The organism is Acinetobacter sp. NIPH 817 (genome assembly GCF_000368405.1).
Classification (GTDB): domain Bacteria; phylum Pseudomonadota; class Gammaproteobacteria; order Pseudomonadales; family Moraxellaceae; genus Acinetobacter.
Map to the genome: position 1 here is coordinate 899922 of NZ_KB849420.1, position 18796 is coordinate 918717.

The 18796-nt window shown below is 40.5% G+C and carries 19 protein-coding genes; all 19 read left to right on the plus strand.

Annotation, left to right across the window (positions count from 1 at the left end; translation table 11 throughout):
* Positions 1–168 precede the first annotated feature (168 nt).
* The 19 genes from ftsB to F968_RS08070 all read left to right on the plus strand — a co-directional run bounded on the left by ftsB (position 169) and on the right by F968_RS08070 (position 18711).
* Positions 169–558, plus strand: coding sequence for a cell division protein FtsB (gene ftsB, locus F968_RS07980; protein WP_004643028.1), 390 nt, complete (start codon positions 169–171; stop codon positions 556–558).
* Positions 524–1240, plus strand: a complete 717-nt coding sequence (gene ispD, locus F968_RS07985; RefSeq protein WP_004792011.1) for a 2-C-methyl-D-erythritol 4-phosphate cytidylyltransferase — start codon at positions 524–526, stop codon at positions 1238–1240. The genes ftsB and ispD overlap by 35 nt, the downstream gene beginning before the upstream one ends.
* Before the next feature lie 340 nt (positions 1241–1580).
* A complete protein-coding gene (locus F968_RS07990; protein WP_004792014.1) occupies positions 1581–2252 on the plus strand; it encodes a 3-oxoacid CoA-transferase subunit A in 672 nt (223 codons plus the stop codon).
* Positions 2253–2270: 18 nt separating this feature from the next.
* On the plus strand, positions 2271–2924 hold the full coding sequence (locus tag F968_RS07995) for a 3-oxoacid CoA-transferase subunit B (RefSeq protein WP_004792017.1): 654 nt from the start codon (positions 2271–2273) through the stop codon (positions 2922–2924).
* A 12-nt stretch (positions 2925–2936) separates the two neighbouring features.
* A complete protein-coding gene (gene pcaF, locus F968_RS08000; protein WP_004792019.1) occupies positions 2937–4148 on the plus strand; it encodes a 3-oxoadipyl-CoA thiolase in 1212 nt (403 codons plus the stop codon).
* Positions 4149–4150: 2 nt separating this feature from the next.
* The gene (gene pcaB / locus F968_RS08005; RefSeq protein ID WP_004792021.1) at positions 4151–5509 is read left to right on the plus strand and encodes a 3-carboxy-cis,cis-muconate cycloisomerase; all 1359 of its coding nucleotides are present in this window, start codon (positions 4151–4153) and stop codon (positions 5507–5509) included.
* Positions 5506–6291, plus strand: coding sequence for a 3-oxoadipate enol-lactonase (gene pcaD / locus F968_RS08010; protein ID WP_004792023.1), 786 nt, complete (start codon positions 5506–5508; stop codon positions 6289–6291). Before pcaB ends, pcaD begins: the two co-directional genes overlap by 4 nt.
* Before the next feature lie 42 nt (positions 6292–6333).
* A complete protein-coding gene (locus tag F968_RS08015; protein WP_004792024.1) occupies positions 6334–7689 on the plus strand; it encodes a 4-hydroxybenzoate transporter PcaK in 1356 nt (451 codons plus the stop codon).
* A 15-nt stretch (positions 7690–7704) separates the two neighbouring features.
* Complete coding sequence (gene pcaC, locus F968_RS08020) at positions 7705–8118, plus strand: 4-carboxymuconolactone decarboxylase (protein WP_004792026.1); 414 nt, start codon at positions 7705–7707, stop codon at positions 8116–8118.
* Between the two features lie 10 nt (positions 8119–8128).
* A complete protein-coding gene (pcaH, locus tag F968_RS08025; protein WP_004792028.1) occupies positions 8129–8854 on the plus strand; it encodes a protocatechuate 3,4-dioxygenase subunit beta in 726 nt (241 codons plus the stop codon).
* Between the two features lie 14 nt (positions 8855–8868).
* On the plus strand, positions 8869–9498 hold the full coding sequence (gene pcaG / locus F968_RS08030) for a protocatechuate 3,4-dioxygenase subunit alpha (protein ID WP_004792030.1): 630 nt from the start codon (positions 8869–8871) through the stop codon (positions 9496–9498).
* Positions 9499–9567: 69 nt separating this feature from the next.
* Entirely contained in the window at positions 9568–10395 is an 828-nt protein-coding gene (gene aroD, locus F968_RS08035) for a type I 3-dehydroquinate dehydratase (RefSeq protein WP_081399631.1), read from the plus strand.
* A 19-nt stretch (positions 10396–10414) separates the two neighbouring features.
* The gene (locus tag F968_RS08040; protein WP_004792032.1) at positions 10415–11866 is read left to right on the plus strand and encodes a NosD domain-containing protein; all 1452 of its coding nucleotides are present in this window, start codon (positions 10415–10417) and stop codon (positions 11864–11866) included.
* Between the two features lie 66 nt (positions 11867–11932).
* Positions 11933–13252 carry a carbohydrate porin gene (locus F968_RS08045; protein WP_004792033.1) on the plus strand — a complete coding sequence of 440 codons (1320 nt, stop codon included), beginning with the start codon at positions 11933–11935 and terminating at the stop codon, positions 13250–13252.
* A gap of 81 nt (positions 13253–13333) precedes the next feature.
* Positions 13334–15763 (plus strand): glucose/quinate/shikimate family membrane-bound PQQ-dependent dehydrogenase, encoded by a 2430-nt coding sequence (locus F968_RS08050; protein ID WP_004792034.1) that lies wholly within the window; start codon positions 13334–13336, stop codon positions 15761–15763.
* A gap of 651 nt (positions 15764–16414) precedes the next feature.
* Positions 16415–16873: a DUF6438 domain-containing protein gene (locus F968_RS08055; RefSeq protein ID WP_081399632.1), complete on the plus strand. Its 459-nt coding sequence runs from the start codon at positions 16415–16417 to the stop codon at positions 16871–16873.
* Positions 16874–17008: 135 nt separating this feature from the next.
* On the plus strand, positions 17009–17422 hold the full coding sequence (locus F968_RS08060; RefSeq protein ID WP_004792036.1) for a YeeE/YedE family protein: 414 nt from the start codon (positions 17009–17011) through the stop codon (positions 17420–17422).
* Between the two features lie 4 nt (positions 17423–17426).
* Positions 17427–17840 (plus strand): DUF6691 family protein, encoded by a 414-nt coding sequence (locus tag F968_RS08065; RefSeq protein ID WP_034596192.1) that lies wholly within the window; start codon positions 17427–17429, stop codon positions 17838–17840.
* Between the two features lie 4 nt (positions 17841–17844).
* Complete coding sequence (locus tag F968_RS08070; protein ID WP_004792038.1) at positions 17845–18711, plus strand: MBL fold metallo-hydrolase; 867 nt, start codon at positions 17845–17847, stop codon at positions 18709–18711.
* Positions 18712–18796 lie beyond the last annotated feature (85 nt).

Genomic DNA, 18796 nt, shown 5'->3' on the forward strand with positions numbered 1-18796 from the left:
CAAATTTCATTCATTTTTGACAAAATGAAACATGTCACAATGGTCAATTTAAAGTAACATGCGCATTAATAGTTTTGCACTGATTTTGCAGGAATTTTGCATGCTCTTTTTAAATTGTTATACAATACAAAAGCTTAATCAAAGTTTTTAATTAAAAATCTTAATGATATGTTAGAAGTATTTCGATCCACTTCAAGCAAACTGATATTGCTACTTGTTATTGTTTTAGTAGCTATCCTGCAATATCAATTTTGGTTAGGTGAGGGTGGCTATATCCCTCATCAAGCTCTCATGCAACAAATTCAGCAACAAGCTGAGGTAAATGAAGAGCTTAAAGAACGAAACCGTATTTTGGCAGCAGAGGTTTTTGACCTGAAAAATGGTACAGAAGCAATAGAAGAACATGCCCGCCTTGATCTTGGTTTGGTTAAACCTCACGAGACATTTGTTCAAATGAGTACGATCAGTACCCATTACAAACCTATTTATATTGACCCGAACGCTAAAGTTGATTTGGAAACGAATGAGACACCTGCATCCCCAGATATCCCAGACTAAATTGTGGGCAGTGATTCCAGCTGCAGGATCAGGAAGTCGTTTTTCTAAAACTGAATTGAAGCAGTATCAATATATTCAGAATAGAACTGTTTTAGAACATACGATTGGCCGTATAAGCCAACTTCCATTAAATGGTTATGTTTTGGCAATTGGTACACAAGATACCTTTGCTCAGACTCTAGCATTTCAAAATATAGATAAGGCACATTTTTGCATTGGTGGAGCTGAGCGAGTCCATTCGGTTTTAAATGCGTTAAATCATCTTTTAAATTTTGCCGATGAAAATGATTGGGTTCTTGTGCATGATGCGGCTCGCCCTTGTGTAACCATTGATTGTTTAAATGCACTTGTGACAAATGCAATTGAATCAAATGAGAGTGCTATTTTAGCAATTCCTGTTCGTGATACTTTAAAGCAGGTTAAGTCAGGCAATCAAATTGATAAAACAGTTAGCCGAGATTTATTATGGCAAGCTCAAACTCCTCAAATTACTAAAATCGGTAAACTAAAAAAAGCAATTGAACATGCTTTAGAAAATAACGTCACTATTACCGATGAGGCAAGTGCACTCGAGTATATGGGTGAAACTGTACAGGTCGTAATGGGTCGTTCGGATAATATAAAAATTACCTATCCAGATGATTTAGAACTTGCACGTTTGATTCTGCAATCTCAGTCTTAATTCTATTATTTTTAACTTGCTTGGTTGATTTGCCCATCTAAGCAAGTTTTCTACATATCTATTTATAACCACTCATATTCTTTTACATTGATAAGTTTTAGGATTTATCAAGATCGGACAACTATACTAGATAATGTTCGATCATCGAACAAAAAATATTTATACCGAACAAAACCATGGTTTGATAACTAGATCAAATTACAAAAATTATCAAGAATGTTTAAAAGGAAATCTAAGGGAAACACTCGGGATTGAGTGAAATATCTATCTGTTCATTCTGCCTCTGTGTGCCTAAATCTCTTATCTATTCCTTCCTGAATGAGCACAATGGAGTTGTCTAATGATTGACAAAAGTAAGTCCTCACTAAGCGAGGTACTATCGCAGATTAAAGATGGTGCAACCATTCTGATTGGTGGTTTTGGTACCGCAGGACAACCCGCTGAACTCATTGACGGACTCATTGAACTGGGTATTAAAGATTTAACAATTGTCAGCAATAACGCCGGTAATGGCGATTATGGTCTGGCTAAACTGCTTAAAGCTGGTTCGGTTAAAAAAGTAATCTGTTCTTTCCCGCGTCAGTCAGACTCTTATGTGTTTGATGAACTGTACCGTGCCGGAAAGGTCGAGCTTGAAGTGGTACCACAAGGTAATCTGGCTTGCCGTATTCAGGCAGCGGGTATGGGTTTAGGCGCTGTATTTACCCCTACAGGCTTTGGAACACTTTTAGCTGAAGGCAAAGAAACCCGCCAGATCGATGGTAAAGATTACGTACTCGAATATCCAATTAAGGCTGACTTTGCCTTGATTAAGGCCTACAAAGGCGACCGCTGGGGCAATCTGGTTTACCGTAAATCTGCACGTAACTTTGGCCCAATTATGGCGATGGCTGCAGATGTCACCATTGCTCAGGTTTCTGAAGTGGTTGAACTCGGTGGATTAGACCCAGAACACATCATCACCCCAGGTATTTTTGTACAGCATGTTGTACAAGTAGCGCCCGCACAATAAGCAATAAGGAGAAATAACATGAGCTACCAGAAACTCAGCCGTGACCAGATTGCAAAACGTGTGGCACAAGATATTCCAGATGGTGCCTATGTGAACTTGGGTATTGGTTTACCAACCAAGATTGCAAGCTACTTACCTAACGACAAAGATATTTTTCTTCATTCTGAAAATGGTTTGTTGGCTTTTGGTCCACCGCCAGCGGCAGGTGAAGAAGACCCTGAACTCATTAATGCGGGTAAAGAGTTTGTGACCATGCTTGAAGGCGGCAGCTTTTTCCACCATGGCGACTCATTTGCCATGATGCGTGGTGGTCACCTTGATATTGCCGTGCTTGGCGCCTTTCAGGTGGCAGCAAATGGTGACTTGGCCAACTGGCACACAGGTGCACCGGATGCAATTCCTGCGGTAGGTGGTGCGATGGATTTAGCTGTAGGTGCTAAAAAAGTATTTATCACTACTGACCATGTGACCAAGCAAGGTGAGCCAAAGATTGTGGCTGAGCTGAGCTATCCAGTTACGGGTAAACACTGCGTTGACCGTATTTACACCGACCTGTGTGTGATTGATGTGACCAAAGATGGTTTAAAGGTGATTGAGAAAGTGGAAGGTCTTAGCTTTGATGAGTTACAGGCTTTAACTGGTGCAACTTTGATTGATGCGACTCAAGGGTAAGGAAGTAGGGAAATGACATTAAAAAACGCTTATATCATCGATGCCATCCGTACCCCATTCGGCCGTTATGCCGGTGGCCTTGCTCCTGTCCGTGCCGATGACCTTGGTGCTGTGCCAATTAAAGCGCTCATGCAGCGTAACCCGAATGTAGATTGGGAACAGGTCGATGATGTGATCTACGGCTGTGCCAATCAAGCCGGTGAAGATAACCGTAACGTCGGCCGTATGTCAGCATTACTTGCAGGTTTACCGTATCAGGTTCCAGCCACCACCATTAACCGTCTCTGTGGTTCTTCACTTGATGCAATTGCTATTGCTGCCCGTGCCATTAAAGCAGGTGAAGCAAACTTGGTGATTGCAGGTGGTGTGGAAAGCATGAGCCGTGCACCTTATGTGATGGGTAAGTCAGACAGTGCTTTTGGTCGTAGCCAGAAGATTGAAGACACCACCATGGGCTGGCGCTTCATTAACCCTAAACTTAAAGAATTGTATGGTGTAGACACCATGCCCCAGACTGCCGAAAACGTCGCTCAACAGTTCAACGTGAATCGTGCAGATCAGGACCAGTTTGCCTTGGTGAGCCAACAACGCACCGCAAGCGCGCAAGCCAAAGGCTTTTTTTCTAAAGAAATCGTGGCAGTTGAAATCCCTCAGCGTAAGGGTGATGCTGTTGTGATTGATACCGATGAACATCCGCGTGCATCAACCACGCTAGAAGCTTTAAGCAAACTTAAACCTGTTGTCAAAGCAGATGGTTCTGTGACTGCGGGCAATGCTTCAGGCATTAACGATGGTGCAGCAGCTCTGCTGATCGCTTCTGATGAGGCAGTTCAAGCTTACAACTTAAAACCGCGTGCCAAGATCGTTGCTTCAACAGCAGTAGGTGTAGAACCACGCATTATGGGTTTTGCTCCGGCACCAGCCATTAAAAAATTACTTAAACAAGCCAACCTGACTTTAGAGCAGATGGATGTGATTGAGCTGAATGAAGCCTTTGCTGCACAGGCTTTGGCAGTTACTCGTGATTTAGGCTTGCCAGATGACTCTGACAAGGTAAATCCAAACGGTGGTGCGATTGCCTTAGGCCATCCTCTCGGTGCATCAGGCGCACGCCTTGTAACTACAGCTTTAAACCAGCTTGAGCAAACAGGTGGTCGTTATGCCTTGTGTTCAATGTGTATTGGTGTAGGTCAAGGCATCGCATTGATTATTGAGAGAGTCTAATCATGAGCCAGTTATATGCCAGCTTGTTTTATCAAAAAGACGTCACTGACATCTTTAGTGATTCATCGTTAATCACATACATGATTCAGGTTGAAGTTGCATTAGCTCAAGCACAGGCACAAGTTGGTGTGATTCCTCAAAATGCAGCGAATGCAATTGCCCAAGTAGCTGAGCAGGCGCTAGAAAAGTTTGACTTTGCGGCCTTGGCAGAGGCAACTGGCTTAGCAGGAAATATTGCAATTCCATTTGTAAAACAACTTACGGCAATTGTTAAAGATGTAGATGAAGATGCTTCCCGTTATGTGCATTGGGGAGCTACTAGTCAAGATATTTTAGATACTGCATGTATTTTGCAATGCCGCGATGCGTTAAAGATTGTGGAAGCACAGCTTCAACAGTGTTACACCACAGCATTACAACAAGCCAAACAGTATCGTTATCAAGTCATGATTGGGCGTACATGGTTACAGCAAGCTTTGCCAATTACTTTAGGACATAAGCTTGCTCGTTGGGCTTCTGCATTTAAACGTGATTTAGACCGTATCCAAGCCATGAAATCCCGTGTACTTACTGCTCAGCTAGGGGGTGCTGTGGGTTCATTAGCTTCTTTGCAAGATCAAGGTTCGCTTGTAGTCAGTGCATTTGCTCAGCAACTGAATCTGACTGTACCGACAAGCACATGGCATGGTGAGCGTGATCGTATTGTAGAAATCGCAAGTGTGCTTGGCATGATTGTCGGGAATACCGGCAAGATGGCACGTGATTGGTCACTCATGATGCAAACCGAAATTGCAGAATTGTTTGAACCAACTGCAAAGGGTCGTGGTGGTTCATCAACCATGCCGCATAAGCGTAATCCAGTTGCAGCAGCTTCAGTACTTGCAGCAGCAAATCGTGTACCAGCGCTTATGTCTAGCATTTATCAAAGCATGGTGCAGGAACATGAGCGTAGCCTAGGCGCATGGCATGCAGAATGGTTAGCAATTCCTGAAATTTTTCAGCTTTGTGCTGGAGCATTAAGTCGTACTGGTGAAGTTTTACAAGGTTTTGAAGTTAATGCTGAGCATATGCAACGTAATCTTGAATGTACCAACGGGTTGATTATGGCGGAAGCTGTCATGATGGCGCTTGCTCCAAAAATTGGACGTTTAAATGCACATCATGTCGTTGAAGCGGCTTGTAAAACAGCAGTAGCACAAAACCAGCATTTATCTGAAGTTGTTAGTCAGTTAGATGAAGTAAAAGAACATTTTAGTCAAACAGAAATTTTGGAAATATTTAAAGCAGAAAACTATTTGGGCAACATTCAAGCTCAAATTGATGCTGTTCTGCAAGAAGCACAAGGAGGAGACATAAAGTGAAACAGCTTATAACCAATCGACAAGGTAAACAGCTCGCTGTATATACCGACGGATTAAAAGATGCTCCAGCACTTGTGTTATCTAACTCGTTAGGAACAGATCATGGAATGTGGCAGCCACAAGTAGATGAGCTTAAAAGTCATTTTAATGTCATTACATACGACACACGTGGTCATGGCGAAAGTGATGTGATCGCTGAAACATCTTTACAAAATTTAGGTGAAGATGTTGCTGATATTTTAGATGCCTTAGATATTGAAAAAGCTCATTTTTGTGGCATTTCAATGGGCGGAATTACAGGGCTTTGGTTAGCTATCCATTACCCAGAGCGCTTTCTAAGCATTACTGTCGCAAATTCAGCGGCAAAAATTGGACAGGCTGAGGCGTGGTTGAGTCGCGCAGAATCAGTAGAACAAAATGGACTGGCTGAATTGGTTAAAACCACGCATACGCGTTGGTTTAGTGAAAAATTCGACTATCAACATAATGTGGTTGCACAAACGACGATTCAAAGTTTGGCAAACACACCAGCACAAGGTTATGCCAATGCGTGTCGTGCTTTAGCACATGCTGATTTAAGAGATGAAATTACGCAAATCCAAGTTCCGATATTGCTCATTGCAGGAACGGCAGATCCAGTGACAACAGTAGTAGATGCTGAGTTTATGCAGAATGCTATTAAGAACAGTCAAATTGCTAAATTGGAAGCATCTCATCTTTCTAATATTGAGCAACCGCAAAGATTTACTCAGGAATTGACTAGGTTTATTCAGCAAATCTAATAGCTTAGTAGTTTAAAAGGAATTGGCCTTAAGGAGGCAAATATGGCGTCTCAGGATTACGCTGCACCAAATAAAAGTATCGATGCTCAAGCATTAATTAATGATGCTCCACTCAGTAAGTATCAATGGATGATCGCAATCATCTGTTTCTTAATTATTTTTACTGATGGTATCGATACTGCTGCAATGGGTTTTATCGCTCCAGCTTTGGCTCAAGACTGGGGCGTTGATCGCTCTCAGTTAGGCCCAGTGATGAGTGCTGCCCTTGGTGGAATGATTATTGGAGCTTTGGTTTCTGGCCCAACAGCTGACCGTTTTGGTCGAAAAATCGTTTTAGCTTTTTCGATGCTTGTGTTTGGTGGTTTTACTTTAGCGTCTGCTTATGCAACCAACTTAGATAGTCTTGTCGTTTTACGCTTTTTGACAGGTATTGGTTTGGGGGCAGCGATGCCAAATGCCACCACATTATTCTCTGAATACTGTCCAACACGCATTCGTTCACTGTTGGTGACATGTATGTTCTGTGGCTACAACTTAGGTATGGCAACAGGTGGCTTTATTAGTAGTTGGCTCATCCCGACCTACGGTTGGCACAGTCTATTTTTACTTGGCGGCTGGTCACCTTTGATCTTAATGGTTTTAGTGATTTTTGTATTACCTGAGTCTTACCGCTTTTTAATTGTTAAAGGTAAGAACCCTGAAAAAGTACGCAAAATCTTAAATCATATCGCGCCAACTCAAGTTCAAAATGCGACTGCATTCCATGTACCTGAAGAGAAAACTGAAACAGCTCAAAAGAAAAATGTTTTTGGAATTATGTTTTCTAAACCATATGCAAAAGGAACACTTTTACTTTGGTTGACCTATTTCATGGGCTTAGTGGTTGTTTACTTGCTTACAAGCTGGTTGCCAACCCTCATGCGTGAAACAGGTGCTTCAATGGAGCGTGCTGCATTTATCGGTGGATTGTTCCAGTTTGGTGGTGTGGTGAGTGCGTTGTTTATTGGTTGGGCTATGGACAAATTTAACCCGAACCGAGTGATTGCCATTTTCTACTTTGCTGCCGGTCTGTTCGCAATTGCTGTGGGTCAAAGCTTAGGAAACTCAACATTACTTGCTGTATTGGTTCTTTGCGCAGGTATCGCGATTAATGGTGCGCAATCTTCAATGCCAGCGTTAAGTGCTCGTTTTTATCCAACGCAGTGCCGTGCAACGGGTGTGTCTTGGATGACCGGAATTGGGCGTTTTGGCGCGGTATTTGGTGCTTGGATTGGGGCTGTATTACTTGGCAATGATTGGTCGTTTACTGCCATTCTCAGTTTATTACTAATTCCAGCGACTGCTGCGGCTGTTGCTGTATTTGTTAAATCACTTGTTGCGCATACCGATGCAACTTAATAGAGGTCTATCACAATGAATGATGAACAACGCTATAAACAAGGCATTGAAGTGCGGACTGAAGTTTTGGGTGAAAAGCATGTTGGTCGGTCTTTGCAAAACCTAAATGACTTTAACCAAGATTTCCAAAATTTTATTAGCCGTTACGCATGGGGTGAGGTGTGGTCTCGTCCAGGCCTGCCACGTCATACACGTAGTTTAGTGACGATCGCAATTTTATTGGCACTTGGCCGTGAAGACGAACTGCGCATGCATTTACGTGCTTGCTTCAACAATGGCGTAACCAAAGACGATTTAAAAGAGTTGATCTTACACAGTTCACTCTATGCGGGTTTACCTGCTGCAAACGCTGCAATGCATATGGCTGAAGAAGTCTTTAAAGAGTTGGGAATAGAAGTCAACTCAGTTGCAGCGAAAGAACAGGATTAAGGAGATAAAGATGTCACAACATAGCTGGGGTGCTTACGCCCAACGTAATACAGAAGATCATCCACCTGCATATGCAGAAGGTTATAAGACAAGTGTTTTACGTTCGCCAAAAAATGCATTGATTTCTATTAATGAGACTTTAACTGAAGTTACTGCGCCGCATTTTTCTTCAAATTTGTTTGGCCCAAAAGATAACGATTTGATTTTGAACTATGCCAAAGATGGTTTACCAATTGGTGAGCGTGTCATTGTTCATGGTTATGTCCGTGACCAGTTTGGTCGTCCTGTAAAAAATGCACTTTTAGAAGTATGGCAAGCCAATGCTTCTGGTCGTTATCGCCATCCAAACGATAAGTTTATTGGTGCAATGGATCCTAACTTTGGTGGTTGTGGTCGTACATTAACTGACGAAAATGGTTTTTATATTTTCCGTACCATTAAACCAGGTCCTTATCCGTGGCGTAACCGTATCAATGAGTGGCGTCCGGCTCATATTCACTTCTCTTTAATTGCTGATGGTTGGGCTCAGCGCCTAATTTCGCAGTTTTATTTTGAAGGCGATACACTCATTGACACTTGCCCGATTTTAAAAACGATTCCTTCTGAAGATCAACGTCGTGCATTGATTGCACTAGAAGATAAAAACAACTTTATCGAAGCAGATAGCCGTTGTTACCGTTTTGACATCACTTTACGTGGACGTCGAGCGACTTACTTCGAAAATGATTTGACTTAATCGGGAGCACGAGCATGAATAACTGGAATTTTCAGGAATTAAAAGAAACTCCATCTCAAACGGGTGGTCCTTACGTTCACATTGGTTTGTTACCACAACAAGCAAATATCGAAGTTTTTGAAAACAACTTTAATAACCAGCTTGTACAAGACCAAACCAAAGGCGAGCGTATCCGTCTTGAAGGGCAAGTATTTGACGGGTTGGGTTTACCACTACGCGATGTGCTTATTGAAATCTGGCAGGCCGATGCAAATGGTATTTACCCAAGTCAGGCTGATACACGTGAGCAAAAAGCTGACCCAGCTTTTCAAGGTTGGGGCCGTACTGGTGCAGACTTTGAAACGGGTATTTGGAGTTTCAATACAATTAAACCGGGTGCAACTGCGGGGCGTAAAGGTTCAACTCAGGCACCCCATATTGCTTTAGTGATTTTCGCTCGCGGTATTAACTTAGGTCTTCACACACGTGTTTATTTTGAAGATGAAGCTGAGGCAAATGGCAATGATCCAATTTTAAATAGCATTGAATGGGCACCACGTCGCCAAACACTTATTGCAAAACGTTCTGAGCAAAATGGTGAAGTTGTTTACCGCTTTGATATTCGTATTCAGGGCGATGACGAAACTGTATTTTTTGATATTTAAGAAACACCTAAGGCTACACCTGATTATTCAAGGATGCGTGTAGCCTTTTTAAGGATGAATGATATGAACATGAAAACATTATTAAGCCTAAGTTTGCTTGCACTCCCATTTTTTACTGCACAGGTGAATGCTGAACCTGTTGCTTTAGCTGCTCAAATACAACCTGCCGCTACAGCCATTAAAACGATTGTTCCGATTACCGCAAAAACTAAAGAACAAGCATTGGCACAAGCTCAAGTCATTGCAAATACTGCAGATGCTGATTTGGCAGAGTTTCGTATCGATTTACTCAGTTTTGCCAGCGAGACAAAACAAGTCATTGCCTTAGGTCATGAGCTGAAAAAGATTTTAGGCAATAAACCAATGATTGCCACAATTCGTACCAAAAACGAAGGCGGTCAGCTTGAAATTAGCGATGCTGATTATGGCAAGTCATATCAGGCTTATTTAAAAAATCCGTTCATGGACTGGTTAGATGTTGAAATGTTCCGTGATCAAAAAGTAGTTTCAGAGATTGTTCAAAAAGCACATCAAAAGAAAGTGTTAGTGGTGATGTCTAATCATGACTTCCAAAAAACGCCAAGCCAAGATGAAATTGAAAAACGCTTGTTAAAACAAGATCAAATGGGCGCAGATATTCTAAAAATTGCCGTAATGCCAAAATCTAAACAAGACGTTTTCACTTTAATGAACGCAACTTTAAAAGTAAGTCAGCAAACAACTAAACCATTGTTAACGATGTCGATGGGGCAATTAGGTACGATTTCTCGTGTTGCCACAGCCAATATGGGCGGAAGTTATAGCTTTGGCATGATTGGTGAAGCATCTGCACCGGGTCAAATTGATGTAACCAAGCTCAAACAGATTTTAAAAACCGTTCAACCAGCAAACCCATAAATCATAAGGACATGATGAAATGAATACATTACGTTTAACTACTCTTGCATTAGGTTTGATGGTTTCAGGAATGGCAGCGGCACAAACTTATGTTGTTGACCGTTATCAAGATGATAGCAATAAAGGTTCTTTACGCTGGGCAATTGAACAAGCCAATGCAAATTCAAGCGAAGCGAGCGAGATCTTGATTCAGGCGGTAGGTAAAGCACCTTATGCGATTAAATTAAATAGCGCACTTCCTGAAATTAAAGTACCTGTCAAAATTATTGGTACCCAGTGGGATAAAACGGGTGAATACATCGCAATTGATGGATCAAATTACATTAAAGGCGAAGGGGCAAAAGCTTGCCCAGGTGCAAACCCTGAACAATACGGAACAAATGTCCGTACCATGACTTTACCCGGATTGGTACTACGTGACGTCAACAATGTCACTTTAAAAGGTTTAGACATTCATCGTTTCTGTATTGGTGTATTGGTTAACCGTTCAAGCAATAATCTTATTCAGCACAACCGTATTAGTAATAACTATGGTGGTGCGGGTGTCATGCTTACTGGTGATGATGGACAAGGTAACCCAACGGCAACCACGACCAATAACAATAAAGTTTTAGACAATCTCTTCCAAGACAATGGCGATGGTCTAGAACTGACACGTGGTGCTGCGTTTAACTTAATTGCGAATAACCATTTTGTTTCAACCAAAGCAAACCCAGAACCATCACAAGGTATTGAAATTTTGTGGGGTAATGACAATGCCGTAGTCGGTAATAAATTTGAAAACTATTCGGATGGCTTACAGATTAACTGGGGTAAGCGCAACTATATCGCCTACAACGAAATGACCAATAACTCGATTGGTTTTAACATGACTGGCGATGGCAACATTCTTGATAGCAATAGAGTGCATGGTAACCGTATTGGTGTCGCGATTCGTTCGGAAAAAGATGCAACTGCAAAAATTACATTGACTAAAAACCTGATTTGGGACAATGGTAAAGATATTAAACGCTGTGAAGCGGGTGGTTCATGTGTACCGAATCAGCGTTTAGGTGCAATTGTATTTGGTGTACCTGCACTTGAGCATGAAGGATTCGTAGGTTCTCGTGGTGGTGGTGTGGTTGTTGATCCATCTAAACAACAAAAAACATGTACTCAACCAAATCAACAAGGCTGTAATGCTCAACCTAATCAGGGTATTAAAGCTCCTAAATTAACTGCGAATAAAGGTTCAGTTGCAGTAGAAGTTAATGGTTTACCAAATCAACGTTACCAAGTTGAATTTTTTGGTAATCAAAATGCGGCATCAAAAGAAGCTGAGCAATATTTAGGGGCAATAACAGTTGCTACAGATGCACAAGGAATCGCAAAAGCGAATTGGAAGCCAACTGTAAAAGTTGCCTCAATTACAGCGAATATCACTGATCGTTTTGGTGCGACTTCTGAGCTTGGTTTTACAAGTGTTAAATAACAATAACGAAAGCGCCTCAAACTGAGGCGCAGCATAGAAATATAGAAATGATAAAAGGGACTTAAAATGCCGAATTTAATGAAACTGAGTGTATTAACAATCGCTGTATTAGGTAGCCAATTTGCGCTTGCGAATGAGCCGTGGTCGCAAGATCGTCAATGGTTGCTTGGCGATTGGAATGGTGAGCGTCAGCAACTAGAGCAACAGGGTTATAAATTTACAGCTTCTATTATGAGCCAAGCTGCCACAAATCTAGATGGTGGTTACAACGACAGCAATACTTTTGAAAATGCTGCACAACTTTCTTTAGGTGCAAACTTCGACTTAGAAAAAATTGCTGGATGGAAAGATACAACAGCGAGCCTAGTCGTGACTAAACGTGACGGGAATGCATTAACTCTCGAGCGTATTAAAGACCCGCGTTCTAGCCAATTGGGTAATGCCCAAGAGATTTATGGCCGCGGTAAAATCTGGCGTTTATCTCAAGCATGGGTCAAAAAAGGTTTTGTTGATAACACAGTACAGGTCAAAGTGGGCCGTATGGGTATGTCAGAGGACTTTAATAGTTCTCAATGTGAGTTTCAGAACTTATTGCTTTGCGGTGGGCAGTTAGGAAAATCAATCGGTTCAATTTGGTACAACTCACCAGTCGGTGTTTGGGCTACAAATGTTAAATATCAGTTTGCGCCTGAGTGGACATTGGGATTGGGTGTTTATGAGGTAAATCCAGACAACATTAAAACCGAATCAAACAGTGATGGTTTTAATCTGGATATGAACAACGTGAAGGGCGCAACCATACCGGTTGAACTTGCTTGGAAACCAAAACTTGCTGCTTTTAATGGCTTACCGGGTGAATATAAAGTAGGGGTGTTGTACTCAACCGCAGAAGCAAATGACATAAAAACAGCGGGCAAAGTTCATGACGGAAAACAAAGTTTCTGGATTAATGCTCAGCAACAACTTACCCATAAAGGTGAAGACCCTAAACGTGGTTTATATGTAAGCTTGAACGGTGTTGTAAATGATAAAGCAACCACCTTTGTTCAAAGTACACAACAACTTGCACTTTGGTATAAAGGGCCGTTTGATAGCCGTCCAAATGATTCGATTGGTTTTGGTATTGCCAATTATGTGGTCAATGATCGTGCTAAAGATAAGCAGATCGCAACGAACGAAAGTCGTGGATATTATAGCTATGATGCGATTGCATCTGACTATATTCCAATTCAAGACGACGAACTAAATGTCGAGTTGAACTATACCTATCAATGGTCTCCGGCCGTTATGTTACGTCCAAACATTCAATATATCCATCAACCTGCTGGTGTAAAAGCGGTCGATGATGCTTGGGTGGCTGGTCTTAGCGTTAAAGTCAATTTTTAACAATGTTGATGGCTGGTTAGACATAGTTTAACTGGCCCAAATGCTTGAACTATTGTGTTCAGTATATGTGGAGTAGGATCTATGTCTGAGTCAGATTCTAAGTTTCATATCTTATTCAAAATATGGTTTTTTCTATTAGGCCTAGTTTTATTGGCTACTGGTGTTTTTTACATCGTAGGCGGTGGCAAGCTAGTTTCATTAGGTGGATCTTGGTATTTCCTAGTCGCAGGACTGTTAATTACCATTTCTGCGTTTAGTATTTTTCGTAAAAAGGCACTTGGTGTCTGGATTTTTGCGGCTGTTTTTGTTGGCACAGTCATTTGGTCATTTGTTGATGCTGGATGGGAATTTTGGCCGTTATTTTCGCGGTTAATGTTTCCTGCGGGTCTTTTTGCCGCATTGTTATTTACCTTGCCTTCAATTCGACGTTACCAATTTCAAACTAGTTTGGCCTCCTCATCTTATGCAGTGGGTGGGTTAGTTGTTGTCGGTATGTTGATTGCGTTCTATCAAATGTTCCAACCGCATCCAACAGTAGCAAGTTCAGGTGAAAAGCTGCCTTTAGTACCAGTTGACCCTGCTAAAAAGCAGGTGAATTGGGAAAATTATGGAAATGATGCAGGTGGTAGTCGCTTTGTTGCTCTCGATCAAATTAACCGAGATAACGTTCATAAATTAAAAGAAGCTTGGCGTTTTAGAACAGGTGATTTTACAACAGGTAGTGGTAATGGTGCAGAAGACCAAATGACCCCGCTACAAGTTGGAAATAAAGTTTTTTTATGTACACCACATAACAACATTTTTGCGATAGATGCTGACTCGGGTAAACAACTCTGGAAAGCTGAAGTGAACTCTAAAGCCGATGCTTGGGAGCGTTGCCGTGGGGTCGCATACTTTGATTCGACCAAGCCACTTGTACAACCAACTTTGGCTGGTGCAAATGCAGTAACCACAGTTGCAACCAATACAGCATGTCCACGCCGTTTATATACCAATACACCTGATGGTCGTTTAATTGCAGTCAATGCAGATAACGGTCAGCGCTGTGCTGATTTTGGTGTAAATGGAACGGTTGATCTGTTAGAAGGTCTGGGAGCTGGAACTAAAGCTCCACGTTTTGAAGTGACTTCTGCACCGACTATTGCTGGAACAACCATTGTGATGGGTAGCCGTATTGCCGATAACGTAGCAGCAGATATGCCGGGTGGTGTTATCCGTGGTTATGACGTTATTACGGGTAAACTTCGCTGGGCGTTTGATGCACGTAATCCAGATCCTAACTATGTTCTTAAACCGGGTGAAACCTATAAACGTAGTTCGGCAAACTCTTGGGCTGCGATGTCATATGATCCGCAAATGAATACGGTGTTCTTACCTATGGGTAGCTCATCTGTCGACATTTGGGGTGGTAACCGTAATCCGTTAGATCATAAATACAATACTTCTGTTTTGGCACTTGATGCGACAACAGGTAAAGAAAAGTGGGTATATCAAACTGTTCATAACGATTTATGGGACTTTGATTTACCAATGCAACCAAGTTTAGTTGATTTCCCATTGAAAGATGGTACGACTAAACCTGCTGTTGTGATTGGAACCAAATCAGGTCAATTCTTTGTGCTTGACCGCGTAACTGGTAAACCACTGACTAAAGTAATTGAACAGCCAGTTAAGCCTGCCAATATTCCGGGTGAGCAATACAGTGCAACTCAACCACGTTCAGTTGAAATGCCTCAAATTGGTAATCAGACTTTAACTGAATCAGATATGTGGGGTGCAACGCCGTTTGATCAACTTATGTGCCGTATTAACTTCAAGTCAATGCGTTACGAAGGTCTATTTACTGCACCGGGTACTGACGTTTCATTAAGCTTCCCAGGTTCTTTGGGTGGCATGAACTGGGGTAGCATTGCTTTTGATCCGACTCATCGTTATATGTTTGTGAACGATATGCGCCTTGGCTTATGGGTTCAATTGATGGAGCAAACTCCTGAAGATATTAAGATTCAGGCGAGTGGCGGTGAAAAAGTAAATACAGGTATGGGTGCTGTACCAATGAAAGGTACACCATATAAAGTGAATAAAAACCGCTTTATGTCTGCTTTAAGCATTCCTTGTCAGAAACCACCATTCGGTACTATGACTGCAATTGACATGAAAACTCGTCAAGTCGCATGGCAAGTCCCACTGGGTACGGTTGAAGACACAGGACCTATGGGCATCAAAATGGGCTTAAAAGCACCGATCGGTATGCCAACAATTGGTGGGCCGATGGCAACTCAAGGTGGTTTGGTTTTCTTTGCTGCAACACAAGATTACTACTTACGTGCATTTGATTCATCTACAGGTAAAGAACTGTGGAAATCACGTATGCCAGTAGGCAGTCAAGGAACTCCAATAAGCTATGTTTCACCGAAAACAGGTAAACAATTTGTTGTTGTTACGGCGGGCGGAGCACGTCAATCACCTGATCATGGTGATTATGTAATCGCTTATAGTTTAGAGAAGTAACTTAATGGGCAAAAGAAGAGTATTCTTCTTTTGCCTTTAACTTTAATATATTTTTTATATTAAAATGATTGAGTAAACTCTATTGTTTTAACTAGATAGCTTTACCAAATAGTAAAAAAGTGTTTTAACTCATTGCAAAACCTAAAATATTCCTCAGATTGATAATGCTTGAACACTAGATGTAGCCGAACGATTAGATGTTTTTTCACAATGTTTTACCTATAAATAAATCTTCTTTGTTTGTTAAGTTTTGTTTAACTTAAAGTTGTGAATTTTAATTAGAAATAAACATTATTGACTTTTTAGTCCTGAAAAGTAGGATTTTTTTGCTGAAAAAACAAGCGTAAATATATATTTATATTATATTTATATAATTTATAGCATTACGTTAGAATAGTCATCGCAGGTTATTACTACCCAGTAATAATTTGTATTTCAGGAATTTAAGCTTTTATTGGCTTAAGGCTCATCGCAAGATGGGCCTTTTTTTATGTGATTGAAATCGTAATATTTGATTATTATAAAAATAGCCTAAGCATTAAGACATATAAATTTATGAAAACAATCACATAAAATAGTCTTTAATGACAAGAAGTGTATGATTTGTTAAATTAAACCTACTTGATAATAATAGGTGATGTAATGAGATTTTTGGTTCTTGCAACTTTATCTAGTTTAGCTTTGATGGGTTGTGCTTCTGTTCAGCAAGCACCGAATACACAAGAAACAATTCGTTATGCTTCTAGCCCATGCTTTGGTGCATGCCCAATCTATTCTGTAGAAGTAACACCTACAGGTTTAATTCGTTTTGAAGGCAAGCAATACACTAAAGCTATTGGTGTTAAAGAAATTCAAGGTAGCGTAAAAGACTATAAAAAACTTGCAGATGATCTAAAAGCTTATCGTCCTGAAACAGGCACACAATCTAAAACTGCGGGTTGTCAGCAAACAGCAACTGATATGTCTAGCTATTACATTTCATGGATTCAACCAAATGGCACGGAAACAAAATTAAGCCATTACACAGGTTGTATGTCTCCTGCAAATAATAGATTAAATAAAGTCATGGAAAAACTGCCAGAACAATTAGGCATTAAAGATCTAATTTAATGACAAAAGCCCCAAAACCTTGGGGCTTTTTCTTGTTAAGAAGAATTATAAACTCAAAAGTTTTATTTTAAGTATTTCTAAAGGAATAAGCGTATAATACACATTATAAAAACATATATTGTTAAGAGTGGTTATATGTCAAATATTGTCTATGCCTTTTTAGGTGGTTTGTTACTCGGAATCGCAACAGTTGGCTATTTATATATAAATGGCCGTATCGCTGGAATTAGTGGATTGCTTGCTCAAGTCATTAATCCTACTAAAGATACTTTTAAAAATTCTGCATTCTGGTTTATTGCCGGACTTGTCATTACACCTTTCATATATGGCTATTTTTATCAGCCTGAAATTGAAATTAAAGCCAATACATTTGCACTTATTTTAGCAGGTGTACTTGTTGGCTTTGGGACACGACTAGGATCAGGCTGTACAAGTGGTCATGGTATTTGTGGGATGAGCAGGCTATCAAAACGCTCAATGATAGCGACAGCAGTTTTTATGTTTGCTGGCATGTTAACCGTTTATATCATTCGTCATGTATTGGGGTAATCCTATGAAAAACATTTTAGCTTTTATATTTGGTGGTTTGTTTTCATTAGGCTTAATGATTTCTGGCATGTCTAATCCTGAAAAGGTATTAGGTTTTTTAGATATCTTTGGGCAGTGGGATATTAGCTTAATGTTTGTGATGTTAGGCGCGATTGCTGTGGCATTTATTCCATTTCAAAAGGCGATGAAAAGCCCTAAAACGCTTTTTAATGAGAAAATTCAATTACCAATGAATACACAGATTGACCAAAGGTTAATTGTTGGTGCTTTTATTTTCGGTATAGGCTGGGGAATAGCAGGGATATGTCCAGCGCCCGCTTTAACGCTTGTTGGATTAGGACATTTTGAAGCGCTTTATTTTATTGTGGCCATGTTATCGGGAATGTTTATTTACCGAGTCTTAAATAAAGGAAATTAAACCTATGCAACAACCTCTAGTAAAAGATTTTTTTGATGAAAATACCAATACTTTTAGCTATGTTGTTGCGGATTTAGCGATTCGTCAATGCGCTATTATTGATAGTGTGCTTGACTACGATGCAGCTTCAGCAACTACAAAAACAACTAATGCTGATCTGATTGTCGATTATGTCTTGGCTCAAAACTTTAAAGTGCAATGGATTTTAGAAACTCATGTCCATGCCGACCATATGACCGCAGCCCAATATTTAAAATCTAAATTGGGCGGTACAGTTGCAATTAGCAAGAAAATTTCTGTTGTACAGGAAACATTTTCGGCTATCTATAATTTTGACTTTAAACAAATCAATGCAAATCAGCCTTTTGACTATCTATTTGAAGATAATGAGCACTTTAAAATAGGGAATATAGAAGCATATAACATTCCTACACCAGGACATACACCAGCTTGTCTCAGCTATATAATTGATGATGCTGTTTTTGTGGGTGATACTCTATTTATGCCCGATTATGGCTCAGCGAGATGCGACTTTCCGAAAGGAAGTGCGGCTGCACTTTATGATTCTGTACAAAAGCTTTATACACTTCCTGATAACATGCGTATGTTCTTATGCCATGACTATAAACCCGAAGGCCGTGATGAATATGTCTGTCAAACAGATATTAAAACTCAAAAGCAAAGCAATATTCATTTAAACCGACGTGTTTCCAAAGACTCATTCATAAAAATGCGTCAAGAACGAGATGCAACTTTGGCAATGCCAAAATTAATTCTGCCTTCAATTCAAATTAATATGAACGGTGGAAATTTTCCGGAGTCAGAATCAAACGGCATTCGTTATTTGAAAATTCCTTTCAACTACTTCTAGAAATAGCCTAAGCATTTATTTTGAATCGTATTCATGCTCTAAATAGCCTAAGCGAATAATGAAATTTATCCTATCAAAATAGCCT